This is a genomic window from Vibrio echinoideorum (genome assembly GCF_024347455.1).
Classification (GTDB): domain Bacteria; phylum Pseudomonadota; class Gammaproteobacteria; order Enterobacterales; family Vibrionaceae; genus Vibrio; species Vibrio echinoideorum.
Map to the genome: position 1 here is coordinate 511,629 of NZ_AP025484.1, position 25,450 is coordinate 537,078.

Below are 25,450 nucleotides of genomic sequence, written 5' to 3' on the forward strand. Positions count from 1 at the left end.
TAATTAGAAATCAAATAGATAGTCGCTTATCTTATCTGCTAACCAATTCATTCCTGGATGTTCCGCCATACCCGCAGCAGTGAACATACAGTAATCTTCTTGTGTTAGACCGTAAGTGTGCTTGATAACAGCTAGCTCCTGATCACGCAGTAAATGGCGAATTAATGGTTCAGGCATTACGCCCCAAGCTTCTTCACGTAGAATCGTATCTAACATAAAGTCGAAGCTAGAAAAGCCGATATGACGGCGAGAGAAGGGCTCAAGCTCCGGATTATCTTTTTCATTGAGATAAACCATGGTCGCTTGCATCGAATTTCTCAATACCTCATCAGAGACTCGTCGCATCGCACTTAAATCATGTCCTTTCTTACACACAGACATCATTCGAATTTTACCGAGCGGGTTGTAGATAATTCGAGGGTCATCTACTCGTTCATAATCGACCCCAAATGCAAAATCCACTTGCTGAGTTTCAACAAGGTTTGCCAAGTCGCCACTGGACGCCAGAACGAAGTTGAATGAAGTCGAAGGGTACTTGTTATTGAGTGCATGAGATAAATTCTGCCACATTTCATCGGGTAATGAGTCGTCGCGGGCAATCCATATTTCTGCGTTGAACTCGCCAGATACGTGGAGACAAGTTTGTTTAATTCGTGCGGCTGTCACCAACATGCCTTCACAGTCTTTGTAGATGGCTTTACCTGCTTCGGAAAGCTCGACGTGATTTCCGCTGCGTACGAACAATTCAACATCTAACTCTTTTTCCAAGGCTTTGATCGACATGCTAAGTTTGGTTCGGTTGCATTCAAGCTGGCGGGCAGCTTCAGAGACTGATCCTAAATCAGCAACAGAACAAAAGGCTTGGACTTGAGAAAGGTTCATTTCATTTCCATATTGAGCGGGTGTCGGTGCATATTATCTGAATATTGTGCTGACTATCTTAGAAATAGTCCATCATTGCATGATAACTCTATGACGAATTGACTAATTTGGTTTATTCTGGGCAAGTTCCGAACCTACAAGAAGTAAAGATGGAGGCCATGATGGCGAAACAATGGGACGAATACGCCGTTGATTGGGATAAAGATCCCGCGACCGCAGTATTCGCACAGTCCGTATTTGACCAGTTAACACAGCTCGTTGATTTAAACGGAACCCGTGTCCTTGATTTTGGTTGTGGTACAGGACTACTCAGCCAAAAAATATCTCCTTTAGCAAAAGAGATCATCGCACTTGATATCTCCGAGGGGATGATTGAAGAGTTAGATAAGAAAGAGTTACCTAACGTTGAACCGGTTGTTGATATTTTATCGCGCGGGCTTGCAGCACTGCATCCAGCATTCAGAAACCAGTTTGACCTAGTGGTAGCCTCTTCGGTGTGTGGTTTTATCCCGAACCTACAAGACACAGTCAGCCTTATTTACACGCTGCTCGAAAACGATGGCACGTTTGTACACTGGGATTGGTATCTAGAGAACGACAGTGAAGACTATGGTGTAAGCCAACAGCGCTCAGAGAATGTATTGAGTGCAGCCGGTTTTTCTGTTGTTGAGGTATCGACCCCGTTCTCGATTGACACGCCACAAGGTACTTTAAAAGTATTGATGGGTGTTGGACGCAAGCAAGTGCTTCCTTATCTGTAATCCTGTGTATGCCTAGAGCTAGCCTCGGTAATGCTCATCTAAAATAACGAAACCCACATCAACGATCTTAAGGTCAGTTATGTGGGTTTTCTATTTTTAGTCGTTTGTGTTTCAAATAGGCGAGCACTGTGAGTGCTTTTCAATATCTTCACTATCACTATCACTATCAACACCAACGCTGGCTTCTTCCTTCCCATTTCGTTCATAGATAAACCAATTTCAGGCAATTAACAAATCACTCATTTCCATTTTGGAAATATAGTGTTGCATACATTTCATTAGTGGAAACATAAGCGTGAGATATAAAATAAGCCCATAATAAAATAAAGGGTTTAATCATGAGCCATCAATCTTCGTCATCTACTTCTTCACCACTTTCAGAGCAACAACAGCGCTTTAGCAATATCATTTCAGATGCTCACCTGTCACCAAAACAGAAGTCGAGCTATCTTGCCTTAGAAGCTGAAGCGAGCCTACCGTATATGCCGGTTAGCAATGAAGTAGAGCAAGCCTTACAACAAGGTGTGCTATGTGACATGTTTGAAGGGCACGCACCATTTAAGCCGCGCTATGTACTTCCAGACTATTCTAAATACTTACATCAAGGCTCAAAGTATTTAGAGCTTAGCGCGGCAACTAATTTCGATGAAGCATTGAACATGCTTACCATCCTTTACCACCATGTTCCGTCTGTGACATCAATCCCGGTATACCTAGGTCAGTTGGATGATGTACTGATGCCATTTGTTGGCGGCTTGACGGATGAGCAGGTATATCAAAAGCTTAAGCTGTTCTGGATTATGTTGGACCGCACACTGCCAGATGCCTTTATGCATGTGAATATCGGCCCGACTGACAACATTGTGTGTCGTACGATTTTGCGCGTAGATGCTGAACTGAAGCAGATCGCACCAAACCTAACCTTTATGTATGACCCTGCTGTGACACCTGATGATCTACTTCGTCATGCGGCAAGCAATATCTGCGAGTGCAGTAAACCACATATCGCAAACTATCCAGCGCATGCCGAGGCTTACGGCGACAAGCGTTTTGGTATTGTGAGCTGTTATAACTCGCTTCCTTTAGCGGGGGGTTCTAACACCTTAGTTCGAATGAACCTAAAAGAGGCAGCATTGCAATCTCACAGGAGCGATGACTTCTTAAACCAAGTGTTGCCAAACTACAGTGGCATCATGATTGAATTGATGAACGCACGTAGTCGTTTTTTACATGAAGAATCTAACTTTTTTGAAGGCTTCCTGACCAAAGAAGGCCTGATTGAAGAAGATCGTTTTGCGCCAATGTTTGGTATTTACGGCATGGCTGAAGCGGTTAACATCTTAATGGAAAAAGAAGGCCAAGCAGGGCGCTATGGTCACGATGAACAGGCTAATCAACTTGGTCACCGCATTTCTGAAAAGCTGGCTGAGATCGTTGAAAGCTCTGAAGTAAAGTATGGGCTCGAGGGTAAAGCTCTGCTGCATGCTCAAGGCGGTATTAGTTTAGATGAAGATGTGACCCCGGGTGTCCGTATTCCTTATGGCACCGAACCTGACCCAGTCTCTTACGTTCGTGCTACCGCGGGTCACCATAAGTTCTACACCTCGGGTATCAGTGACATTCTGACCATCGATGAAACAGTGAAATCAAATCCTGAAGCGATGTTTAACCTGTGTAAAGGCGCGATTCAGGCGGGTTACCGTGAGTTCACTGCCAACGTTGCATCAAACGATCTGGTACGCGTAACAGGGTACATGGTTAAGTTATCTGATATTGCAAAATACGACGAACAAGGTTCACGTACCAATACCACGTTCTTAGGTGCTGAGGCTGCGAAGAACACGGGCATATTAGAGCGTAAACCTCGCGTGGCGAGCTTAGAGATGTCGCCGACATACGAATTGCTTTAACGTGCGTGTGTTATGTGTGTGAGGCGTTTCGAATACGAACAATGTGAATTATGAAAATTTCTGATCTAACAACTCAAATGGCTAGGGTTAAAAATAATAAGACAGAAAAACAAGCGAAGGTCAGCCGTGTGCTGACCTTTTCTTGTGTTGACGGCCCGGGAAACCGCTTGGTGCTGTTTCTTCAGGGCTGCAATTTTGACTGCATTACTTGCCATAACCCGCATACAATCAATCACTGTAACCATTGTGGAGAGTGCGTAAGTGGCTGCCCGAGCAGTGCTCTGAGTCTTGTTGAAGGCAAAGTGAAGTGGGATCCGGTAGCGTGTACCAACTGCGATCAGTGCATCGATATCTGTGATCATAAGTCGAGCCCTAAAATCACCACGATGGCGGTATCAGATGTGCTTGAACTGGTTAGGCACAATCAATTCTTCCTGAGCGGTATTACCATTTCGGGTGGCGAGGCGACCATGCAATTGCCGTTTATCATCGAGCTATTTCAAGCGATCAAAAGCGATCCGAAATTGGCACACTTAACGTGTTTTATTGATAGTAATGGTTCCTTACCTAAACAAGGTTGGGATAGGGCATTACCTTACCTTGATGGTGCGATGATCGACCTAAAATCGTGGCAATCTGAAACGCATCAATGGTTAGTGGGAAGAGGTAACCATCGAGTGTTTGAAACCATTAACTACTTGGCTGATAAAGGTAAGTTACATGAAGTTCGGTTGCTGCATATTCCAAATAGAAGTGATCTCGAAGACGAAATAGAACAGGTTGGAAATTACCTGAAGGCGTTGCCAAGTGATGTACGAATTCGCCTAAATGCGTTTCAGCATCATGGTGTGGTTGGCGAGGCGTTGGAATGGCCTAAATGTACGAAGAAACAGATGCAGAGCTTTCACGACAAGCTCTACACGATAGTTCAAAGGCCAATGCAAACCCCAGAGGTTTATAGCTAGTCTTTACGTTTGTGGTGTTTAAACAGACCATCAAGCTTCTAAGAACGTTAAGTTTCTAAAGATATTAAGCTACTAAAAATATTAAGCCTCTAAAAACAGGTCACACAACCATTTGATCGCTTGATCATTCATATTGGGTTTATTCCACACCAAACTATACGCCACTTTTCCGTAGTCAAAAGGAAGCGGCTTACTTACTAATCCTTGTGCTTGTTTTGCTTGTTCAGCCCATTGTTTAGAACAAGTGAACAAGAAGGGCGTATGGTGACACAATACGGCGGCCGCACCAAAATCCGCTACTGATATCGCCATATCTCTTGGCTTATGACATTGCACTAAGTTTTGCTCAAAGTAAGGCTTGGAGAGTTCGTTATCTAAGATCCCAATATGTTTAAAGTCTAAATAACCTTCAACAGTCAGTTCTTGTTGGGCAAGAGGGTGCTGTGATCCCATTAAGCAAACCATCTCATCGGGAAGAATAGTTTCCCAAACCAGCTCTTTGTTATCTGTCGGAGGTTGGGAAATATCATGAGGTAACAAGATCAAGTTGACCTTACCGCTGAGTAAAGCATCAAAGCCGAGTTGCTGCTTGGAATAGATATTGAGCTTAGCTTTTGGGGCGAGTTCGGTGGTGATTCTACTGATCTTAGAAGCGAATACTTCAAAAGTGCTTTCACGCATCGAAAGTGAAAAACTGCCTTGGTATTTTTGAGGCGAAAAGCTCTTTTGATGAAGCAACCCATTCATGCTTGAAAGAATCGCGTGAACAGTGGGTGCTATCTCCAAGGCAAAGGGAGTAGGGATCAGCTTAGTGCCATCTCGATAAAAGAGCTCATCATTGAGGATGTCACGCAGCTGAGACAATGTCTTACTCACACTCGAAGGGCTCACACACAGTTGCTCTGAGGTTTGAGTAACACTGTGCGTGTTTAGCATAATATGAAGCGCAGTGAGGTGTTTAAGGCTCACTCTAGATAAGTGTAAGTAATCCATTTATGACTCACGCATTCAGAGTGGCTTGTGATCTTGCGTAATCCACAAAATCTCACAAGCCAAATTGGATAAAGGTTATTAACGAGCCAATTTATGATGAGCTCGCGAAAAGTGACCGGCGCAAAACGCGCCTACAATCGATAGTTCACCCGCTAAACATAATGCAGCACATACCTCAGCTAAGGCTTGCGATTTACCATTGCCGTGAAGGCCAAGTAAATCTAGACATGCCTTTTGGCTTGGCAGACCAGTGCCGCCGCCTACTGTACCTAGCATTAAATTAGGCAGTGTTACGCTAGCGTATAAGCCACCTTCTTTGTTGAGCTCCATACGAGTCATACCAATCGCCGATTCAGCCACGCAGGCTGCATCTTGGCCGCACGCAATGTAGAGCGCAGCCAATGCATTAGCATAGTGGGCATTAATGCCGATAGTACCACTCAAAGCGCCACCTACAGTGGTCATCTGCCCAAACTGAACCATCTTTTCAGGCGTGGTATGCAAGTACTTAGCAACAAGCTCTGGGGATATATTCACTTCAGCGGTGACTTTTTTACCACGAACGCTACGCAGGGTTTGGGTATTGGCCTTCTTGTCACCTGATAAATTGCCATCAAGAAAAGCATGGTCGGGCTTCACTGGGGTATTTTCTATGATGAACTCAAACACCGCATTGGTCGCGATGGTCACCATATTCTGACCTGAAGCATCTCCGGTTAGAAATTCAAACACTAAGTAAACATGGTTGCCTTCGATGTTGATATTGATGTCGGTAAGTTTGCCGTGTGAAGTAGTAGATTCAGCTAAGGTTTTAAACTGTTCATATTGGGTCACGGCCCACGCTACAAATTGACCGGCTTCAACTAACCCTTGGAATGCGAAACCAGGGGTACGTGTCACACCTTCATTCAGCAGCATTGCACTCGCACCACCGCAAGCGGTAAGCAGCTTAGAACCACGGTTATAAGACGCTACAAGCGCAGCTTCCGTAGTAGCTAACGGTACTAGGTAATCGCCTTTAGCAAATAGGCCATTGACTCTTAGCGGACCAGACACACCGACTGGAACCTTCACCGTCCCAATAAAGTGCTCAATGTTCTTTTCGTACGCTTGGATCTGACTTTGCGTATGAGGATCGAGCAGTTCTTGTTGTGATTCTAGGTTATCGAGAGCAGCCCAACGACGCGTTAGATTCTTTTCTGTCAGGTACGGGCTGGGCGTCAGCTTATTCACTGGCTTTTCAAAATGAGGCTGAAGCTTTTGTTCTAATTCGTCTGCGGAGATGTCGCCTCCTAAAATAGAAACATAGTCACGGCGATGCAGATTTAGTTTTGGCATAAATAGTATGAAGTATAGTTTGTGCAGCAAAATTGGTTTGCGCTGATTCTACCGAGTAAAAAACCAGAAACAAGCGCCTGATATAATGAGTTACAGTTTGTGTGGTTGTAATGACAAAAAGGAGCGAATGATTTCTAAAAAGTGGTGATTTGAGGTGGTGTTCTAAATATGGATGTCGAGAAGACTGCCGATGGCTTTGTTTTGACGATCAACCACACTGGCACCCACGCGGTTGTAATTTGCGCTTTGTGTCAGTTTTATCAAGGCATCACTTGAGGATGAGGCAGGTTCAGGTTCTTTGTCTTTAAACGAAATGGATTGTTCAGGCCCTATTTGATTAAAGCTGAAGTCGCTAGTTTGGAAAGAGTTGTCAGATTCGAGAGATTGCTTAGAGGCTTGGTTGAGCTCGATTGCGGCTTCTTCAGCCATGTTGGTTGACTGCTGAATAATGGCGTAACCAGATTGAATACCAGATATCGACATAACAGAACCTTTTATTGACATATGGGCTGAGTCTAGGTGGACGATATATTGAGCGCAATGATGATTTGGTAAAACTTACTATGAAACGGTGAACTTAAGCTAAAATAGTGACGTCTGTCTACTAATTAAACAGTTCATTTAATACGTTTAACTCTTCATCGGTAAGAAGGGATGGCTTATCGGTTATAAGATTGCCGTCGATCTCGCCTTGAAGTGCCTTAAGCTGCTGAGGGTTAAGAAGTTGTATTTGCTCCTTAAACGCTTCAAATTGTTGTGTATTCATAGTGTGACCTTTGTTCAAATCCATATGCCCTATAGAGCATAGCCTACTGATTCGGAAAATCAAACAAGATTAAGTGAATATTAAATGAAGTTTGAGTGTTCCTAAAACTAAGACAACTATAAATTGCTCTGGTTGTTTTTTGTCCGAGAAATGTTAGGCAAAGTTATGGTTTGGTAAATCAAAGTCAGAAAATTCTTACAATGTGAAAATCGCTTAGCCCTTGCAGCACAAGGGTAGGCAAGAAGTTGCTCTATCTTATTTGGGATATTGATAGAGCAAACGATAATTACAGGTGATGATAAAAATGTGATCGATTTGGGTTATCTTTTTGTTTTTACAGTATTTTGTTTGTTGTTCAAGAAGCTTCTTTGTCGATCGATTTATCTATCTTAACCTTGACCGCAAATTTGGTCGCTAAAGTATGCAGTTCTGGAAGCATTCGGTAAATCAAATGCAGCTGTTGTAGGACCATTCTGACAGAGCTTTCATCCTCTTCTCGCCACTCGCTTAAACGCTTATCAAGTTCAGGATCATAAGAATTTTTAACTTCACACTGCTCTTGATGGGAATAGAGCTGGTCATTGAGAGCGTCGAGGTGCTCATGTATGACACGATGCGCGTCCAACACTAACTTATGTGTGGATTCATCATCGATACGAGTACGATGCGCTCCTAAGGCAGAAATATAGCTCAGCAAGGCATGATTGAGCGTGAGGAATCGAAAACTTTCATCTTCTGAAGTCCGATATTTACCAGGCTCAACCAACATGCTGCTGATGGCGACCGTAAGGTTTGCATCGTTATTGTGTGCGCTACGACGGGCAATACGGTAATTAAGGGTGTCTTTTTTACCGACTCGATATTGGCCAATGATTTGTGCCAGATAATTTTTATTAGAATCGAGGGCATCCGCCATGACTTTATGTAATCGCTTAGATTGCCAGTCTGGTAATACGTAAATCACCGCGAGCACGGCGAGAGCACAACCAATAAAGGTATCTGCCAGCCTTGGTAGTACGACAGCGTAGCCTTCTCCAAGCTGATTAAAACAGAACAGTACCAACAAGGTAATGAAGCCTGTTGCGAAGCCGTAGTTATTGATGCGGAATGCAAAGAACATAACGCCACTGATAACAATGAAGACTAGCTGGCTCTCTTGGGAAGGGAAGAACGTCAGTAACGGAACCCCAATCAATAAGCCTGCCACCGTACCAATGACACGCGCTGTCAGCTTTTGTCGCGTTGCGCTATAGTTTGGCTGACAAACGAACAGCGTAGTCAGTAGGATCCAATAGCCACGCTCGATATTAAAACCTTGGATGATCCCGTAACCGAGCGTTAACGTGATTGCCATACGAATCGCGTGTCGAAACAACATTGAATCAGTATGAAAATTAGCTCTAATCTTTTGCCACATTGCCTTTAAGGTGTGCGGATTAGTATCGTCCAAGACGCCTTCTTCTAGCTTCTCAGCATCTGGGTTACTGATATTCGAGAGCTGTTTTTCAACGGTGGCTAGGTTATTGAATAGGTAATTTAATTGATTCAGCAGCGACTTCCATTCGGGTTTGTTCTGTTGCTGAAGGTGGTTCAGTGAAGACATTAACTCATCAAGCGCCAGTACAGATTTATCACCATGTTGATATTCCGCACCCACTTTAAGTGAGCTCGCCACTTCTTTACAGGCGGTTGCTTGTGCTTCTAACAGATACTTAAAGCGAAACAGTACATCAGAACGTTCGAAGTGTTTAGCTAACTCTTGATAGCGGTAATGGCTTGAACTCACACGTTCGTGAATATCTTGCGCGATGAAATAGGTGTTTAGGAATCGGTCACTTGGGCCATCAATATGCCCGCGTTTGGAGCGGTTAAGCAGCGTTGCTTTACACATGTTGAGTGCATTAACGGTGCTAGCATTCAATTTGGCTTCAATAATTCGGTGTGGTTGTGGGATAAGATCAGAGACAGGGTAGAATAGCTCTGCCTTGGACCCCATATAGGTGCCGATTTGGTCGAATACGTTAGCAAGGTTTTGCTGTACGGGTTGCATTGGCCAGACAATCTGCCAAATCATCGACATGAAGTAGTACCAAGCCGCACCAGTCAATAGCAGTAGTGGTTGAAACCATAAGTTGGTGCTTTCGTGGGCACCAAGCATGGTATAGATAGCAACTAACAGAGAACCGAATGCAATGCTCGCGTATTTCGGTCCAATCGCGCCTAGCATTATGAATGAAAAAGTCGAGGCGAAAAGACCTAATGCGAACAGCCAAGGTGTGTTGAATAGCAACTCAATGGAAAAGGCAGCGATAGCAAAACAGATGAACGTAAGGGTGAGTGCTTTCAAACGGCCAGTAAAGCTGTCGTCACTTTCCGCAAGAGCGGCAGCGATGACACCTAAAATGAGTGGGGTGATGAGTGTGTTTTGTTCATAATACCAAGCAGGGACCACAACACCGAGTAGGGTGATGAGTATTAATATGCTGTAATTTATGGTTTTATTCGCCCAATAGAGGCGCAATTTGGCAGAAAAGTCCACAGTCGCTCACTTGACACACTAAAACCATAATCCTAACAGAAATCAAGCACAAGAATTTGATACTTATCCATAATTGTCCCTAGATGGTCATGAAAGCGTCGATAAGATGTGAGATATTATTAATTCTCATTGCATCATGATATAAATTCAATATTCCTAATTAAGAGCACCTCCAATGCAGCTAAGCGCTAACAAGACTGCACAGTTTTTTATTCAAAATGAATATCATCAGGTCGAACTTGATGGTCCACGTCTACTGTTGTCTTCAGTAGGCAGTGAAGAACGTATCCCGTTTACTATTTGGAGTGGCAAGATCGCGATAAAGCGCGGTTTGTTTTGGGGATCGTTGCAGTTTTTTGCTAATCAACAAGATGGCAAACAACGCAGTTGGTTAGTACAAGGCTTGCCTTGGGATCAGTGTCGTCAATTTGCACGTGCCTCGGTTGGTGCGTATCAGAAATGGCATGACACACAGTGTGAACAACTCGCAGAGCACGTCCCTCAATGGGAAGCCGAATTGACGCGTCTGGAGCAACTTCCTGCTTTCTTACCGCATTCTAAAGTCAATACTTGGGTCGATATGGTCAACTCAAGTTTAGACAATATGACAATGACACTAGAAGAAGCAGCACAACGCATGCCAAACCGCTTTGCTCGAATGCAGCCATGGTTGTCGGAAACTGAGATTAAACAAGCTGAACGAAACCAACAATGGCTAGAGACCGAAAGAAAAAACTGGGAAGTGTTGTTTGCACAATGTGAGTCGTCCCCGTTGAACTTGTCTCAGCAATACGCGGTTTTGATGAACGACGACCATAACCTCATCCTTGCTGGTGCTGGGTCAGGGAAAACCAGTGTTCTGACGGCTCGCGTCGCCTATTTATTGCAAAGCCATCAGGCGCAAGCTGAAGAGCTGCTATTACTTGCTTTTGGTCGTGAAGCCGCTGAAGAAATGAAACAACGCCTCGACAGCAAAATTGGCTTATCAGCAGAAAAGGTTCAAGTCAGTACTTTCCACCAATTAGGTTTGAAGATACTTAATCAAGTAGAAACCGAACGCGTTGTTATCTCTCCTCTAGCGCTGGACAATAATCAACGCCAAGCATGGTGCATTGATTGGTTGAAGAAGCATTGGATGACACCGACCAACTTCAAGCGTTGGCAAAAGCACCTGTCTAAATGGCCAATCGCGTACCTGACCGGTGATGACGAGCTTGGCAGCCACGTTTCAAATCTCAAATTGATTGGTTGGCTTGAAAAACAACTTGAGCAGTTGAACGCGTCGGGCTTATCGAAGAAAGAAGTACAACAACAACTAATCGACCATCGAGACTACACACGTTTAAATAGTGAGCTTTCACTATGTTGGCCATGTGTTACCGTGTGGCAGAAAGCGTTAAAAGAAGAGAATCATATCGACTTCTCGACCATGATCAGCCGTGCGACTCAATATGTCGAGAAGGGTAAGTTTGTCTCTCCTTGGAAGTTCATCATGATTGATGAATACCAAGATATATCTCCTGATCGTCTTGCTCTGGTTGAAGCGCTTTGTAATCAATCGAAGGCGCAACACCAAGCCTCTATCTTTGCTGTGGGCGATGACTGGCAGTCCATTTACCAGTTTGCGGGCGCTGATGTGGATTTGACGACCGGCTTCAAAGACCGTTTTGAGAGTTCGACCATTCATCATCTAGACACCACATATCGCTTTAACAATCAGTTAGGTGCGGTCGCTAATCGCTTTGTACAAGAAAACCCGATTCAATTGCCGAAGGACCTGAACAGCTTTAAGCAACAGAAGCAGAAGGCGGTGTACAGTGCGCCAAGCAAAGAAGTAGAGAAGATTCTCGATCAATTGAACCGACAGTCGAAAGGTAAAGCCAATAAGTCGGTGATGTTGCTTGGGCGTAACCATTACCACAAACCTGAATTGCTGGAAGATTGGAAAAAGATCTTCACTTCGATCGATCTCAGATTTATGACTTGTCACGCCAGTAAAGGTAAAGAGGCGGACTTTGTAATTATACTTTGCGTTGACGAAGGGCAGTTCCCTGCCAAGAAGAAGCAGCTTCATATTGATGGCGCGTTGACTGAATCGTCAGATGTATTCCCTTATGCTGAAGAGCGACGGTTGTTCTACGTGGCAATGACGCGAGCGAAAGAAAAAGTATGGATTACACACAGCGGTGATGGTTCTGGCTTCGTACAAGAACTTCATGGTTCTGATTACCCGGTCGTTCGCAAAAAGTAATGTTATTTGAGGTGACGGTCTAAGCTTAGATCTTCAACTCTCCCTCCCTATTATTAGTAGGGAAAGGCATAAGGATATGAATATGGAACATGGTTCAATCAATTACATTGAATTCGCAGCGCGAGACATTTCGGCGACTAAGGCATTTTTTAGCCAAGTATTCGACTGGGTTTTTGAAGACTATGGCCCTGAGTATTCTGCTTTTGAAGGTAAAGGTTTAATGGGTGGGTTTTATCTAGCAGATTTGGCTTCTGATACTAGCAATGGTGCGGCGCTGATGGTTTTTTACAGTAAAGATCTTGAGCAAACTAAGCGCGACGTTATCACTGCTGGTGGACAAGTAAATCGAGAGATTTTTAGCTTTCCTGGTGGGCGTCGTTTCCACTTTAAAGAACCGAGTGGTAATGAGATGGCGGTGTGGAGCGATAACTAGCTTCGTTCCAAAGCATACAGCTACTTTTACCAAGCGTTACAAATAATTAAGCCTGCGATAAAGCAGGCTTTTTTAGTTCTCGCGTATTGCCGCATCTATATCCAATCCAAGAGTGAATACAGATGAAGGCGGTTAAGTACGCTCAGCTAAATACGCTTCGTAATCTGGTATTTCGATGATGACTTCTTCTTCAAGTAGTGAAGAGTTGAACAGGAAGTTTGCGGTAGCACGGTTGGTTGCGACAGGAATGTTCCATACGCTCGCAATACGAAGTAATGCTTTTACATCTGGGTCATGAGGCACTGCATTCAGTGGGTCCCAGAAGAAAATCATCATGTCGATTTTTCCTTCAGAGATAAGTGCACCCAGTTGTTGGTCACCACCCATAGGGCCGCTGATCATACTCTTAATCGCTAAGCCCGTTTCTTTACTTAGTAGAGAACCCGTAGTGCCCGTTGCATAAAGGAAGTGCTTCTGTAGTTTTTCTTTGTTTTCTTTGACCCATCTTAGTAGCTCAGGTTTGAAGTGGTCATGAGCGACCAAAGCAATGTTCTTATGCGTTGGCATAGTACGCGTAGTTTTTTGCATGAATGTTCCCTAAATGATTGTTTCGTTTTTATTGTTTTGAGTTCTTTAGCGAATATAGCATTAAGGATTCACACTGAATACCGGACGAAACTCAGAAGGTGACAAAGAGTCGGCGATAACTTGATCTTTTAACGTTGCAGGAGTGAGAGCCTCTATAGTTGGCGCACTGTGTATCTCATAGGGTTGTCCACGTAAGTAACTGACGGCTTGTTTTACGGATAAACGACCTTGCTCGACCATTTTATCTGTGGGCGCAAAGAGAACCTTATTACGCAGTAAGCCTCGGTAAGTTCCGTGACTCAAATAACTTGAAATCAACCCAATTTCTTTGGTTTTACCTGCCGCTCGTAGTTCACTGATCGCCGCTTCTATTGCGACCGCGCTGCCTACAATATATTTGATATCGGGTTGCTCGATGACTTGTTGGACGAGGTTTCTTTGCAGTTCTTTGTCATTATCTGCCCAGTAGCTGATGGCAATCGTCACATCACTTGAACTTATCGCGTCGTAGAAACCCAGTGCCACGGGTTTAGTGCCGCCACTGGATTGAGGCCCAAGTAATAGCGCAATAGGGGTCTTACCCGATCCTTTGGGGTGTAATTTTGCTAAGTATTCACCGACTTGGAAGCCCATCTGATACCAATCAACGCCCACAGTGCCTTTCAATACCTTTTGTTGTTCTTTACTCACCGTTAATTCATTTACGGTCGCGAAAACAGGCGTTGATCCGACCCAATTTGTGAGGTTATCGTGATAAGCGTCCGGTGAAACCGTGCCCAAAATAATGGCGTCAGCCCCCCATTTTGTACAAAGCACTAATTGAGAGGCTTGCTTGGCAACGTTGGGGTAACCGCCAGCTTCCAATACTCGGAATTCTACTTGTTGCTTCTCTGCTTCGGAAACCATGCCGTAATTGACAGACAACCAATATGAATCTTTAAGATGAGGATAAATCGCGCAAATTTTCTCTTTTTGCGATGTAGCCGTGGCCGGTTTTATCGGACTTAAAGGCTCGTTGGTATTATTCAGAAGTTCGCTGTCACTACTCAGAGGCTTGTTAGCATCACTTAAAGTTTCACTAGCACGAGTCGAAGTACTCATCACAACAAGTAAAGATAGAAGAAATTTTGAAGCAAAGTGTTTAGAAAGCATGAATTGCCATTTTGTTGGTTTTAGATAAGAAACACTGCAAAATATAGCGTATTCTGCATGGGTAAAGAAGAACGTTTTTAAGGTTTAGGAATATATGTTGTTAGCTTCAGCAAGTATTGGACGCAAGCTGCTGGCCTCATTTTTAGTGATGGCGATGCTCGTTCTTTTGTCTGCATTGATCGGTGTTTCTGGATTTAGCTTTGTCGCAAAAACAGAGAGAAATGTTGTCGATTCGGCACTGCCTGCAATGATTGAAGCTCGTCAGGTTTCTGAATTGAGTAATCGTATCATCTCGTCGGTACAAACACTCTCTAACGCTAGAAATGAAGCTGAGAGAAAAGAAGCGGGCACTGTTTTGTTTGGCCAACTCGAGGCATTGCTCCAACATATTAAAGAGTTGGGTGTTGATAGCTTTGACTCTGAACTTCTAAATAAACTCGAAAACAATGTCCAGAGTGTTATCAATACACTGGCTGAACTGGGTGTTTCTGTTGAGCGTAAGCTTTGGCTAAACAAAGAGCTATCTACTCGTGTCGAAGAGATGCGTTTACTTGCCGAAGAGCTTGAACAACTGACTCGCACGCAAGTTCTGAATACTGCCACCATTGCAGTTGCCAATGTTACACATATTTATGATCTGCTAGAAACCAAAGAGACAGAGAAAGCCTACCAAGCGCTAGATGCATTGGTTGAAGTTGACCTCGACCTATCTGAACGCCTGCATGAATTGCATCTTTTAGCCTTTAAGATGCTTAACCAAATTGAAGAAACTCAAACGGTGACCAATGTTGAGCGCATTCATCAGATCCAAACTGAATTCGAATCCAATCTCAGAATTATGGTGCGCCGCGTAAAAGCGGTTGAGGATCCCACCCGCTCTGCGCAGATGTCGCAGCTTCTCGAAGAGCTTAGAAAGCGCCAAGTGGTGTTTGATATATCACTAGAGCAATATGAAAACACCAAGAAGTCAGAGTTTCTGATGCAGAATACTCTGCAGTTGTTTTCGCAATTGAATACCACCGTCAACCAACTTATTGATGACTCAAATTTGAGTACAAAGAAGGCGGTGGATGAGCTGACATCAACGCTGAGTTTGGCTCAATGGTCGCTCTCTGTTATTTCGATTATCGGCCTCGTTATTGTTGCCTTTATTGTGTGGCGTGTCGTTTATATTTCAGTAGTGAAACGCCTCACGGAGTACTCCTCTGCGTTAATGTCGATCGCACAAGGGCGACTTAATATTGATATCTCAGTAAAAGGTAATGATGAACTCGCGCATATGGGCGAAGCCATTATTACTGCAAGAAACACGGCTCAGGCTCTGCAAGTGGTGGCGGTAGGTGAAGCTAAAGCAAAACGAGAACTTGAAGAGCACAAAGAGCACCTTGAAGAACTGATCACTGACCGTACTTGCCAACTGCAAGAGACCAATGAAAAGCTGAATGTCGAGGTGAGTAATCACGCCAAGGCTCGCAATGCGGCAGAGCAAGCTAGCCGTGCCAAGTCCGCTTTTCTTGCGACCATGAGCCACGAAATCAGAACACCAATGAACGGAGTGTTGGGTACTGCTAGGCTGCTCAAAGATACGGGGTTAGATCCGTTGCAGTCAGGCTATGCCGATATCATCAACCGCAGTGGTAAGAACCTATTAGCTATTTTGAATGATGTTCTTGATTATTCGAAGATTGAAGCCGGTCATCTAGAGATCCGAATTGCTTCATTCGATCTTCATCAAATGGTTCAAGATACATATCAGTTAATGGAAGGTCGCGCCGCTGAGAAGAAGCTTGAATTTAACTTCCATATTGAGAGTGATGTTCAACGCTATTGGCGTGGCGACGTGACTCGAATTAGTCAAATATTGAATAATTTAGTTGGCAATGCCATCAAGTTTACCGATAGCGGTGCAGTGGATATCTTTATCAATCTAGATGTACAAGATGAAAATCGTGTGATGTTTGAGGTGTCAGATACGGGTGTCGGCATCCGAGCCAGTGAACAGAAGTGTTTGTTTGATGCATTTAGCCAAACGGATAGCGGTCGCAATAAAATGGGCGGCACGGGCTTAGGTTTGGCAATCAGCAAAAGCATTATGTTAGCCATGAACGGCGACATCGGTGTTCATTCCGAAGAAGGTGAGGGTAGTCAATTCTGGTTCTCCGTTCCGCTCGAAGTAGGTGAGAAAATTGAAACAAAAGTGACAGTAGTCGAAACCTGTATTCGTGCGAAAGTACTTTTGATTGAAGATAATCCGGTGAACTGCATTGTTGCAGAAGGTTTCTTACATAATCTGGGTCATGAAGTTGTGATTGCGACGACAGGTAAAGAAGCTCGTACTATTTTTGCCGCTCAAGCGTTTGATATTGCGCTAGTTGATATTAACCTTCCTGATTGCGATGGAGTGGAGTTAATCCAACAACTAAAAGACATTGTTGTCGTTTCATCAGATGTCCCAGAACAGTACACACCGCCGATGGTGGCGGTGTCTGCACACGTTTTCAACGAAGAAGTCGAAGGTTATTTGGCATCAGGTTTTGATGGGTTCTTACCTAAACCATTGGAAAAAGAAGCTCTGTCGCAACTCATTGTGACTCAGCTAGACGGAAAAGCCTTACTGCTCCCGCAACCCGACCCAGATGATGCAATATGCAAAGGCGTAAATAAAACCAATAGATTGCACAAAGCCAGCGAACAATGCCAAGGCAATGATCTTTATTCATCTCAGATGGCCAGTGTGGTATCTGATTCAGCCTCGGGAATGAACTCTCGCAAACCAGACGAAGGAGAAATGACAGTGACACTCATTGATAGCAAAGTAATAGAAGGCGACTTGTCTATTCTTGGTTTGGAGAAAATGAAGCAAATCGTTGGGCTATTTGAAGACAGTAGCCAGCAGACTTTACATGAATTGATTCAAGCAGGTGATGCCAATAATGGGCGAGAAGTCAAATCACTGGCTCATAAGTTGAAAGGCTCTGCGGGTAGCTTAGGTTTATCTGCGTTATTGAATCTCTGTCATAGCATTGAAGCAAGTGACGACCCATTGCAGGAATACAGAGACTGTAGTGAGTCTTTGACTCAACTGACGAGAGACTCTTTAGAGGCACTGAAGCAACACGTTTTATAACGCTCATTTATAAGCTTTAAACCGTTAACTGTGATTAGTTGGCGATGATATAAAAAATCCGCTGAACGAGACCTCGTTCAGCGGATTTGTCTTTTAGCGGTCCAAAGGTTAAATGGAGCCTGTTTGAGGTAAATTATCTATTCTCAAAGCGGTTGTAATCGAGCAAACCAAACTCTACTGGCTGGTCTTGTTGATACCAACGATGCACACGGTCACTAAACGGCCAGAATTCACTAGAGCTGCGTCTGACGGCAAACTTATCAAGTAAAGCTACATAGTCTTCTTCTGAATTAAGCTTTTGTAACGTCGATACTAGAGTGGGTATCTGTTCTTCTGTTAAAGATAGATAAGCGGCTGGGTAACTTCCTACAACGCCTCGCACTAACGTTAAATCATCGTTGGCGTAATCTCTGTTGCCTTCTTCATTGAACAAGCTTGAAATGTTGCTGTGCGCATTATTGTGAATGAGCGTAAATAACTGCTCTTCACCGTTTTTCCCCTCAATCATGATCATAATTAATTGAGGTACATGGCGTAAGGCTTCCCCTCGAATTAAATTGACTTGATTCAATAAGGCTTCATTTTTCTTGCCAAAGCCTGTCTCGACGAGATCGAATCGGTTATCGAGTACGGGTGCTAACTTTTCTTTAATCATGTTAAACAGTTCGCGTTTAGGATCTGCTGTTTTGTAAACGACACTGGTGGGTTGATCGAAAGGCGCGATGTTGCGTTGTAAGAAGTCACTCAATTGGCCGCTTTGGTTTTGGTACCAACTTGAATGCTCAATGTGTCGGACATCTTTAGGTAGAAGGGTTAAGAAGTTACTTTCACCTTCCAAACGTAAGAAATCCATAAACATGCGGGTAATGAGCTGATGGCCAAAGTTACCGTAAACATCGAACCCAGCGACAAGAAGGTAGTGGATACGTTCTAATAAAGCATAGTCAAGAATCCAAGCTGTTTTAGGTTGCGGGCCTACTAACCCTTGTACGACAGAGGCACTATCAAAGTGTCTAAATACAGTAAGTGCGGCATTATGGTTAGTTCCATCGCCATCCCAAATGATGTTGGTGTCTAGGTGTACACCGCTCTCAAACCACTGATTAGTGAAATCAGATTTAGCATTTAAGTAACGTGCTTGTTGTTTCGAGAATTTTACCCAATTTTTCATAGGAACAGTGTTGCTCGTTAGTTCGCTAGGTAATTTTAGGTTCTTCTTTTGGCTTGCATAGAACTGGTTAATTTCCGGTAAGTTTGCTTTTTCCGGGTCAATGAAGACAACCCAGAACCGGTCGTTAATTACGTTGAGTGCGAGTTGACCACGGCATACAGGGCCTTTGATAAACGCCATAATCGTATTCTGAGCGTTATCCAACATGAAGTTAAAGCGAGAGTTAACGGGTATCGCCTCGAATGAAGTCATAGGGTTTGCGGATACATCTATATCGTAGCTAGGCAGTTGTTTTACTTTGTATTCCGTATCAATAAACCATGTTTTCCAGTTTTGTAAACGCTCTTTGTTAAGTGCGAAAGGCATGTGTGTTTTGTCGACAATCGTGCCTTGTTCGGGAATGAGTCGGTAGTAAACGCGGTCAACCTTTGGGTCACCGTAAGGGCGGCGAGTGCTGATTCGTTGAACGACTTGGCCTGGTGGTGTTGTAGAACGAACAAGCGTAAAGAAGCGAGTTGGCTGCGATAGGTCAGAGAAATACAAGTGTGATAGAAATAAGTGTTCGTAGATGTAACGAGCGGAAAGTTGGCTTTTAAGGTCACTTTTGTTGAAAAGGCCTTCATAGGTATTGACCAACTTTTGTTCGCTATCATTGAGGGGAACATGGTCATTCATCAGTGCACCATTTTCCAGCCAACTCATCAAGGTAGCGTATTCCGTTTTATCTAGGTTAGGCATACCATAGGGCATTCCCCAGGTAGGGTAATCTCTTTCATATTGAGCATATTCTTCAATAGTTGGACATTGTTGATCGCGATCTGTCGAAAAGTCGAAGCCTTTTAATTGTGTTTGATCTGGAAGAGGGTGGTTTTCTTTCTGGATTAACATACGAGAGACAAGACCTGCATCGAGGTTTGCTGTTGAATTCTGCATACGTTCGTTAAGCACTGGGTGGAAACGCGCGTCGCGCCACTCTTGTGTGGTTATTGCATCTTCAAATAAACGAGTCGGGGCTGAGGCCGTTAAACGAGTGCCTTGGTAGACGAGTGCTTTGCTCGCACCTCTGTCTATGCCTTCGACTGAAGACATTTTGAGTTGGCACGGTGCATCGTAACACGCGTGACAAACTACACAGCGGCTATCAATGATGGGCTTCACTTCGTCAATGAAATGTTGTGCTTGAGCCGAGAGAATAGGGGCATGGCGGTCACGAACTTGCTGCTTACCAAACAGCTGGTCGAAGTTTAAACCCGCGTAGACGGCACAACCTGAGAAGACACTAACAAAAGCTAAAATGAAGAGTTTTTTCAAATTCATACGTATTTAAATATTAGACATTTTCTTTAATTATATCGAAAATGATTGAAAATGCTCATGATCTAATGATTTTGTAGACAAGATTCGAATAGGATGGAATAGCCAATCAATATGAACTTCTCGTTGTCATGCGTATTCAGTGGGTTATTGATTGACGTAGCAGACCGAAAACGGCACTTCAAGGCGCGCAAATTCTTTTATCCATCGCCACTGGTTGTCTTGCAGTTTATCTCCTGGCCCTTTGACCTCAATCCAATGAAATTGATCGTCCTTGAACGCAATCAAATCCGGCATCCCCGTTCGGAACAACTTAAGGTCACTTAGAATTACTTTGAAGAGATCGACAACTAGTGCATTTGAAATTGAATCTATGCTGTGTTCGATAAGAGGCTTAGGAAAATGACTCCAGTGAACAAATGGGTTAGCAATACCGTGTTTTTGGTCGTAGATATCAAGCAACTGGTTTAGCCCGTGCTCGGATATGGCTTGGAACACGGCTTCTACTTGGGCGGCTCGTTTTTCGACAAAATCTGAATGGTACAGATCCAGAGGTCGATGTTGGTAACGGTTGATAAACGCGCCTTCAACATCTGAGAAAATCACATCCCAGAAAGCCAAACCGAACAAGCCACATAAAAAACTGTTCTCAGAAAAATAGACATCCCAACCTTGGTTCTCAAAATGCTGCTTTACTGCAAGCTCAACTCGCATTTGGCTTAGGTCTAGATCCAGCTTTATCTGATCGCAATTTGGTTTTGAAGGGCGGGGAACCTTGTGGACTTTCTTTGTAGATAACATTTGTCTGCGCAATAACCTCTGCTCAAGCTTAACAGCGACCTCCAACTCTGACACATCCGATGGAGTAGTTTGCATTTGCGTGACAATGTCACACATTGAGTCTAACTCATCTTGCTTGTCATAGATGCGTGCAAGTCGCTCTCTGCTCGGAGGAAGTACAGATTGTTTGAACCAAAAGACAGCTTTGTCGTTTTGGTTAAGCCTTTCAAGATCGCGTGCAATATCGTTGATCAAACGAGATCTTTTTCTGGCTATGCTTTTGTGATCCGATTCAGCGGGTATCGATTGTAAAAGATGTTCAAGAAACTCAGAGTCTTTACGATCGCCCTCAAAATACAAGCGTTGTACATCGCGCATTTGGAGTAGCTGGTTGAGTTGTTCTCTAGAGGTGAAAAAGCGGCGTTGCTTGCTTAATGCGTAGTTTTCGAAGGTATTGAGCCCAAGGTCGCTTAACACGAACTGGCTTAAGTCTTGATATGTATTGGCGAAGAACAGTAACAATAAGACATCGATAACTTGAGATTCAACAACGTAAATGCAATCAAACGACAAGCTTTGGAACTGTTCAAAAGCTTGGTGTTCAAGCAAAGCTAAGAGCTCATCTTTCTTCGCTGTCTTATTGTTCTTAAGAAACGGGAATGCGCTGAACAGCTCTGGCTTAGTCAGTAGATGCAATCCTAATTCAAGATCACTAATGATGAGGTTATGTTGTTCAGTTGGGTGACTTAACGTAACGAAGCTCGACGCGTTTAGCTCTTGCAGGGCGCTTTTCAGATTTGGGATCTCAACGTAGTCGAGTTTGTCGTTTCGAAACCAACAGCCTTTACGAGAGAGCAGGCGAACCATCAAACATTGGATTGGAATAGAAAGGCGCTGGTATTCTGACAGCCAACGGTTTTCATCGTCACTCGTAAGATCTGGGTAGAGCGTTTGGGCGTGTTCAACCAGTCGATTGAAGTTGTCGAGATAATAAGTAGGGGAGAGCTGAGGAGTGGTTTCTATTGTCACTTAATAAGTCACTTGATACAAAAAGAGCCTAACCCTAAGGTTAAGCTCTTCAGTAACAAATTCAATCTTTTCTGTTGATTAAGCTTGTGATGCTTTTAGTTCAGCAACTTTAGCTTCAGTGATTGGCTTAGTGATGATTGCAAGAACAATACACACTGCCATCATAACTGCAGAGATTGTGTAAGCTAGGCCGTAACCTTCGCCATTTGCCATTGAGAAACCAACAATTGCTGCGCCGATAGCGCCGCCGATACCCCATGCCGTGTAAAGCACGCCGTAGTTAGTACCGTAGTTTTTCAGGCCGTAGAATTCAGCAGTTAGTGTTGGGAATACTGCTAGAAGCGTACCGTAACCAACAGCTGCGATAGCCGTACCGATGATTAGCGTGAACTCAGAGTTGAACGTAGCGAATAGAGCCATGTTCGCGCCTTGTAGGATGAACGCTAGAAGTAGAGTACGTACGCCACCGATCTTATCTGCAAGCATACCTGCAGCAACACGGCCGCCTGAATTGAATACTGCAAGGATAGACGCTAGGTACACTGCGTTTGGCAGGTTAGCTTGAACACTAGCAATCGTAGTGATGTTACCAATGATCATCAGGCCAACAGATGCAGCAAATGCGTACATTACCCATAGAGAGTAGAACTGAGGAGTCTTCAGCATTACTTTCCACGTTAGATCTTCAGTCTTCTTAACCGCTTTAGGAGCTTGGCCTGCTTTAACTTTAGGCTCAGCTGGCGTGTAGTCTGCTGGTGGATTGTTGATCGTTGCTGCTAGAGGGACTGCAATCGCAAGTACACCAACACCAAGAATCATAAAGCTTGTTTGGATACCCATGCTATCGATTAGCGCAGATGTTAATGGTGCCAGGTAAATAGCTGCAAGACCAAAGCCTGCTGCGATTAGACCGTTAACCATACCTTTCTTAGAAGAGTGGAACCACTTCATTGCTGATGGAGAAAGACATGCGTAACCGAAGCCGATACCAGCACCTGTCATCACACCGAACGTTAGGTTTAGCATCATAGGAGTCGTAGCGAAACCAGAAGCAATCATACCTAGGCCAGTAAGTGCTGTACCTAGAATAAGGATCTTACGTGGACCCATACGGTCTTGTAGGATGCCTGCAACAAGAAGGCAAACTGAGAATGTGATAGTTGCAATAGCGTAAGGTGAAGATGCTTCAGCAGCACTCCAACCAGCTTCAGTCACTAGCGCTTTGTTAAATACACTCCAAGCATACAGGATGCCAAGACAAAGGTTGATACAGAAGCCTGCCAGCAGGATACGTGATGCTTTATCAATCTTGCTCATTTTTATTCTCAGTTCTGTCATAAGTTAAGTGAGAGCCACTTAACTAAAGACGGGTTATTGTGATTATTTCTTCAAAATTAGTTTGCGTTTATCAACAGATGGCGCAAAAGAGCGCGGATTATAACCAATAAAAATGTGATTGGAATCTCTTTTTCCATTTTTGATAAATAAAACAGACATTGTTAATGAATTGTTTTTTATTGGTTTTGCAGTTGTGCTTAATACCTTTCGGTTTTGTGATTTTTGAGCGTTATCGTTCTATTCTTAAGGGGATTTTTAAAAGAGGTACTACCAGTTGGTGCGTATACCGTGCGGATATCACAGAGTTACAAATAATTTTAATTAATTTCTAAGGTTAATTTTGTGTAACAAAATAAATCAAAATAGAGCTTTGCCTATATGAGACAAGGAGTAACGGAGTTTTATTAAAAACAAAATGTTAACTAATTGTTAAGGTGTGTTTTTGTTGGCACCTTTGCTTACATTTTGTTCAATCTGAGGGGTTGTGTTGTTGAGAAAAAGTGGGAAAATGACACGCAAACTGAGATTCCAAATTTGAAAGGATGCGTTTCCAACTAATGGCGAGGCGAGTATTATGAAACTGTTTTTAATTCTATTGATGTCAATTTCTGGTGGTTTAGCGGCAGCTGACCATATTCACTCTTTCTTGTTCGGCTTCTATATCGCTGCATTGGCAGTGGGCAGTTGCTACTGGCTTGCATTCCGCAGCACCCGTTTCCCACAGTTAGCTTTAATGCTACTGATGTGTGGCTTTTTTGCGAAAATTGCCGTGACGGTTGTTGGTGTTTCTTGGGGAATCTCGAACGATATTATTCAATCGCCGTTCATTTTCTCATTGTCATACCTGTTCTTCTTAGTCGTTGTTACTTACGTTTGGTTTGCATACCGCGACAAGTTAACTCTAAAAAAACGCGCTAAGCAGGTAGAAGACTCTCGCAAACAAGCAGCGGTATAATTGCAAAATTAATACAGAATTCTATAAAGAGCCTTCTTCGGAAGGCTCTTTTTGATCTTGTCTGAGCTCAAAAAATCAGAATTTGAGTACCTTACCTAAAATTGCATTATTGAAATAATATGTGTTTGACGAATTGCTCGTCAGGTGTTTATCATAGTAAAAAAGGATAGTGTCCTTTTTTTGTTTTTTGCTTACGCCAGAGAGATGTGCAAAAGAAATGCTTATTAAATTGGATAGTTGTAGTTGGAGTAGTCGTTAGTGTTCAACAATGAAGTACAAGATCTATTGATATTGCTCGTTTTTCTTTTGCTCGCTTTGTTGTTTCTTAATGGCTGAATTGATTCATATTAAAAAATCAATGTTGCGAGGAGTGAGTTCAAATTATGTGGCTTGGTATTTATCAACCTGTGCTTCAAAAACATTTGAAGTATGAGGCTAACTACATTGATAGGAATACACCACTCGAGACCAAATGAAGCAGACGAAATCAAGTCGAGCTAAAGTTCGATAATGGTCCCCTTATTAAAAAGAATCGAGAGTAAAGATATCAGTGAAAAAATTAACAGGAACAAGGTAAATAGCCATGTGTGAGGTTAATCATTATGTATAAAAACAAAGGCTTTACCTTGCTTGAACTTGTAGTAGTGATAGTCATCCTTGGGGTGTTGGCAGTGACTGCTGCACCTCGCTTTTTGAATTTTCAGAGTGATGCAAGAAACGCGTCATTGAAGGGGCTAAAAGGAGCTGTTGAGTCTGCAATCAACTTATCTTATGGAAAAATGCTAGTGGCCAATGCAGAAGGGAATCCTATAACTAAAGGGGCTTCGGCCGCGGCAATTATACCTGGTTGTGGTGATTGTACTTTTTGGTACGGATATTCCCCCGCGGATGTAAAAACGTTGTCCATTTTGGTTGACGGTATTGAAGTTGATGGTTCAGGCGATTTTGTTCTGACAGACGTACAATCTAACAATAACATCAGCAATGCTTATTACGTGGAAATAACCTTCCCTAACAATATGCTAAATGGCAGCCTTGTGAATGATTCATGTTATTTAAAATATGAGTCAAGAATGGGTGTTCCAGTAGATGCTAAACCGGTTCTTGATTTGGTTAGTTGTAACTAGGCGATTTGTTACGTCCAATGTTCTTGCTTAT

Annotated in this window: 19 protein-coding genes; 8 read left to right on the top strand and 11 right to left on the bottom strand. The window is 43.4% G+C overall.

The annotated features are described in order from the left end of the window. Positions 1–3: 3 nt before the first annotated feature. Entirely contained in the window at positions 4–882 is an 879-nt protein-coding gene (locus OCV36_RS18610; protein WP_017075763.1) for a LysR family transcriptional regulator, read from the bottom strand. Positions 883–1,043: 161 nt separating this feature from the next. Between OCV36_RS18610 and OCV36_RS18615 the strand changes: the two genes are divergently transcribed. From OCV36_RS18615 to OCV36_RS18625, 3 genes are all read left to right on the top strand, one after another. Continuing rightward, positions 1,044–1,643, top strand: coding sequence for a class I SAM-dependent DNA methyltransferase (locus tag OCV36_RS18615; RefSeq protein ID WP_029225145.1), 600 nt, complete (start codon positions 1,044–1,046; stop codon positions 1,641–1,643). 338 nt (positions 1,644–1,981) lie between these two features. Continuing rightward, positions 1,982–3,553 carry a YjjI family glycine radical enzyme gene (locus tag OCV36_RS18620; RefSeq protein ID WP_135457588.1) on the top strand — a complete coding sequence of 524 codons (1,572 nt, stop codon included), beginning with the start codon at positions 1,982–1,984 and terminating at the stop codon, positions 3,551–3,553. Between the two features lie 50 nt (positions 3,554–3,603). Continuing rightward, the gene (locus OCV36_RS18625) at positions 3,604–4,518 is read left to right on the top strand and encodes a YjjW family glycine radical enzyme activase (protein ID WP_135457590.1); all 915 of its coding nucleotides are present in this window, start codon (positions 3,604–3,606) and stop codon (positions 4,516–4,518) included. Positions 4,519–4,599: 81 nt separating this feature from the next. Here the strand turns inward: OCV36_RS18625 and OCV36_RS18630 are convergent, their stop codons facing one another. From OCV36_RS18630 to yccS, 5 genes are all read right to left on the bottom strand, one after another. Further along, complete coding sequence (locus OCV36_RS18630) at positions 4,600–5,511, bottom strand: LysR family transcriptional regulator (RefSeq protein ID WP_135457592.1); 912 nt, start codon at positions 5,509–5,511, stop codon at positions 4,600–4,602. 78 nt (positions 5,512–5,589) lie between these two features. Further along, complete coding sequence (locus tag OCV36_RS18635; RefSeq protein WP_135457594.1) at positions 5,590–6,849, bottom strand: hydroxymethylglutaryl-CoA reductase; 1,260 nt, start codon at positions 6,847–6,849, stop codon at positions 5,590–5,592. A 162-nt stretch (positions 6,850–7,011) separates the two neighbouring features. Continuing rightward, entirely contained in the window at positions 7,012–7,332 is a 321-nt protein-coding gene (locus OCV36_RS18640; protein WP_135457596.1) for a hypothetical protein, read from the bottom strand. A 121-nt stretch (positions 7,333–7,453) separates the two neighbouring features. After that, positions 7,454–7,639, bottom strand: coding sequence for a hypothetical protein (locus OCV36_RS18645; protein ID WP_135457598.1), 186 nt, complete (start codon positions 7,637–7,639; stop codon positions 7,454–7,456). Between the two features lie 331 nt (positions 7,640–7,970). After that, positions 7,971–10,154 carry a YccS family putative transporter gene (gene yccS, locus OCV36_RS18650; RefSeq protein WP_135457600.1) on the bottom strand — a complete coding sequence of 728 codons (2,184 nt, stop codon included), beginning with the start codon at positions 10,152–10,154 and terminating at the stop codon, positions 7,971–7,973. A gap of 175 nt (positions 10,155–10,329) precedes the next feature. Between yccS and helD the strand changes: the two genes are divergently transcribed. Continuing rightward, the gene (gene helD, locus OCV36_RS18655) at positions 10,330–12,405 is read left to right on the top strand and encodes a DNA helicase IV (protein ID WP_135457602.1); all 2,076 of its coding nucleotides are present in this window, start codon (positions 10,330–10,332) and stop codon (positions 12,403–12,405) included. Positions 12,406–12,487: 82 nt separating this feature from the next. After that, positions 12,488–12,838: a VOC family protein gene (locus OCV36_RS18660; protein WP_017072570.1), complete on the top strand. Its 351-nt coding sequence runs from the start codon at positions 12,488–12,490 to the stop codon at positions 12,836–12,838. 132 nt (positions 12,839–12,970) lie between these two features. Here the strand turns inward: OCV36_RS18660 and OCV36_RS18665 are convergent, their stop codons facing one another. Further along, positions 12,971–13,426: a methylglyoxal synthase gene (locus OCV36_RS18665; RefSeq protein WP_009844869.1), complete on the bottom strand. Its 456-nt coding sequence runs from the start codon at positions 13,424–13,426 to the stop codon at positions 12,971–12,973. Between the two features lie 60 nt (positions 13,427–13,486). Then, positions 13,487–14,578, bottom strand: coding sequence for a TMAO reductase system periplasmic protein TorT (gene torT, locus OCV36_RS18670; RefSeq protein WP_135457605.1), 1,092 nt, complete (start codon positions 14,576–14,578; stop codon positions 13,487–13,489). A 94-nt stretch (positions 14,579–14,672) separates the two neighbouring features. Here torT and torS point away from each other — a divergent pair, with 94 nt between their 5' ends. Beyond that, positions 14,673–17,705 (top strand): TMAO reductase system sensor histidine kinase/response regulator TorS, encoded by a 3,033-nt coding sequence (torS, locus tag OCV36_RS18675; protein WP_135457607.1) that lies wholly within the window; start codon positions 14,673–14,675, stop codon positions 17,703–17,705. A gap of 133 nt (positions 17,706–17,838) precedes the next feature. Here torS and OCV36_RS18680 read toward each other — a convergent pair whose 3' ends face one another. The 3 genes from OCV36_RS18680 to OCV36_RS18690 form a co-directional block, all read right to left on the bottom strand. Beyond that, positions 17,839–20,193 carry a fatty acid cis/trans isomerase gene (locus OCV36_RS18680; RefSeq protein ID WP_135457609.1) on the bottom strand — a complete coding sequence of 785 codons (2,355 nt, stop codon included), beginning with the start codon at positions 20,191–20,193 and terminating at the stop codon, positions 17,839–17,841. 144 nt (positions 20,194–20,337) lie between these two features. Further along, positions 20,338–21,999 (bottom strand): VRR-NUC domain-containing protein, encoded by a 1,662-nt coding sequence (locus OCV36_RS18685; RefSeq protein WP_135457611.1) that lies wholly within the window; start codon positions 21,997–21,999, stop codon positions 20,338–20,340. 78 nt (positions 22,000–22,077) lie between these two features. Further along, positions 22,078–23,316 carry an L-lactate MFS transporter gene (locus OCV36_RS18690; RefSeq protein WP_135457613.1) on the bottom strand — a complete coding sequence of 413 codons (1,239 nt, stop codon included), beginning with the start codon at positions 23,314–23,316 and terminating at the stop codon, positions 22,078–22,080. 595 nt (positions 23,317–23,911) lie between these two features. On the opposite strand from OCV36_RS18690, the gene OCV36_RS18695 reads away from it, so the two are divergent. Together OCV36_RS18695 and OCV36_RS18700 are read left to right on the top strand one after the other, a co-directional pair. Then, a complete protein-coding gene (locus OCV36_RS18695) occupies positions 23,912–24,292 on the top strand; it encodes a hypothetical protein (protein ID WP_017074076.1) in 381 nt (126 codons plus the stop codon). 602 nt (positions 24,293–24,894) lie between these two features. Then, complete coding sequence (locus tag OCV36_RS18700; protein WP_135457616.1) at positions 24,895–25,419, top strand: prepilin-type N-terminal cleavage/methylation domain-containing protein; 525 nt, start codon at positions 24,895–24,897, stop codon at positions 25,417–25,419. The last annotated feature ends 31 nt before the right edge of the window (positions 25,420–25,450 follow it).

Bases quoted from the DNA above. Each gene is read 5' to 3' on its own strand.
- OCV36_RS18615 (WP_029225145.1), top strand. From the start codon at position 1,044: ATGGCGAAACAATGGGACGAATACGCCGTTGATTGGGATAAAGATCCC.
- OCV36_RS18680 (WP_135457609.1), bottom strand. From the start codon at position 20,193: ATGAATTTGAAAAAACTCTTCATTTTAGCTTTTGTTAGTGTCTTCTCA.
- OCV36_RS18630 (WP_135457592.1), bottom strand. From the start codon at position 5,511: ATGGATTACTTACACTTATCTAGAGTGAGCCTTAAACACCTCACTGCG.
- OCV36_RS18625 (WP_135457590.1), top strand. From the start codon at position 3,604: ATGAAAATTTCTGATCTAACAACTCAAATGGCTAGGGTTAAAAATAAT.
- helD (WP_135457602.1), top strand. From the start codon at position 10,330: ATGCAGCTAAGCGCTAACAAGACTGCACAGTTTTTTATTCAAAATGAA.
- OCV36_RS18660 (WP_017072570.1), top strand. From the start codon at position 12,488: ATGGAACATGGTTCAATCAATTACATTGAATTCGCAGCGCGAGACATT.
- OCV36_RS18620 (WP_135457588.1), top strand. From the start codon at position 1,982: ATGAGCCATCAATCTTCGTCATCTACTTCTTCACCACTTTCAGAGCAA.
- OCV36_RS18665 (WP_009844869.1), bottom strand. From the start codon at position 13,426: ATGCAAAAAACTACGCGTACTATGCCAACGCATAAGAACATTGCTTTG.
- OCV36_RS18610 (WP_017075763.1), bottom strand. From the start codon at position 882: ATGAACCTTTCTCAAGTCCAAGCCTTTTGTTCTGTTGCTGATTTAGGA.
- OCV36_RS18690 (WP_135457613.1), bottom strand. From the start codon at position 23,316: ATGAGCAAGATTGATAAAGCATCACGTATCCTGCTGGCAGGCTTCTGT.
- torT (WP_135457605.1), bottom strand. From the start codon at position 14,578: ATGCTTTCTAAACACTTTGCTTCAAAATTTCTTCTATCTTTACTTGTT.
- OCV36_RS18645 (WP_135457598.1), bottom strand. From the start codon at position 7,639: ATGGATTTGAACAAAGGTCACACTATGAATACACAACAATTTGAAGCG.
- OCV36_RS18640 (WP_135457596.1), bottom strand. From the start codon at position 7,332: ATGTCGATATCTGGTATTCAATCTGGTTACGCCATTATTCAGCAGTCA.
- torS (WP_135457607.1), top strand. From the start codon at position 14,673: ATGTTGTTAGCTTCAGCAAGTATTGGACGCAAGCTGCTGGCCTCATTT.
- OCV36_RS18700 (WP_135457616.1), top strand. From the start codon at position 24,895: ATGTATAAAAACAAAGGCTTTACCTTGCTTGAACTTGTAGTAGTGATA.
- OCV36_RS18695 (WP_017074076.1), top strand. From the start codon at position 23,912: ATGAAACTGTTTTTAATTCTATTGATGTCAATTTCTGGTGGTTTAGCG.
- OCV36_RS18635 (WP_135457594.1), bottom strand. From the start codon at position 6,849: ATGCCAAAACTAAATCTGCATCGCCGTGACTATGTTTCTATTTTAGGA.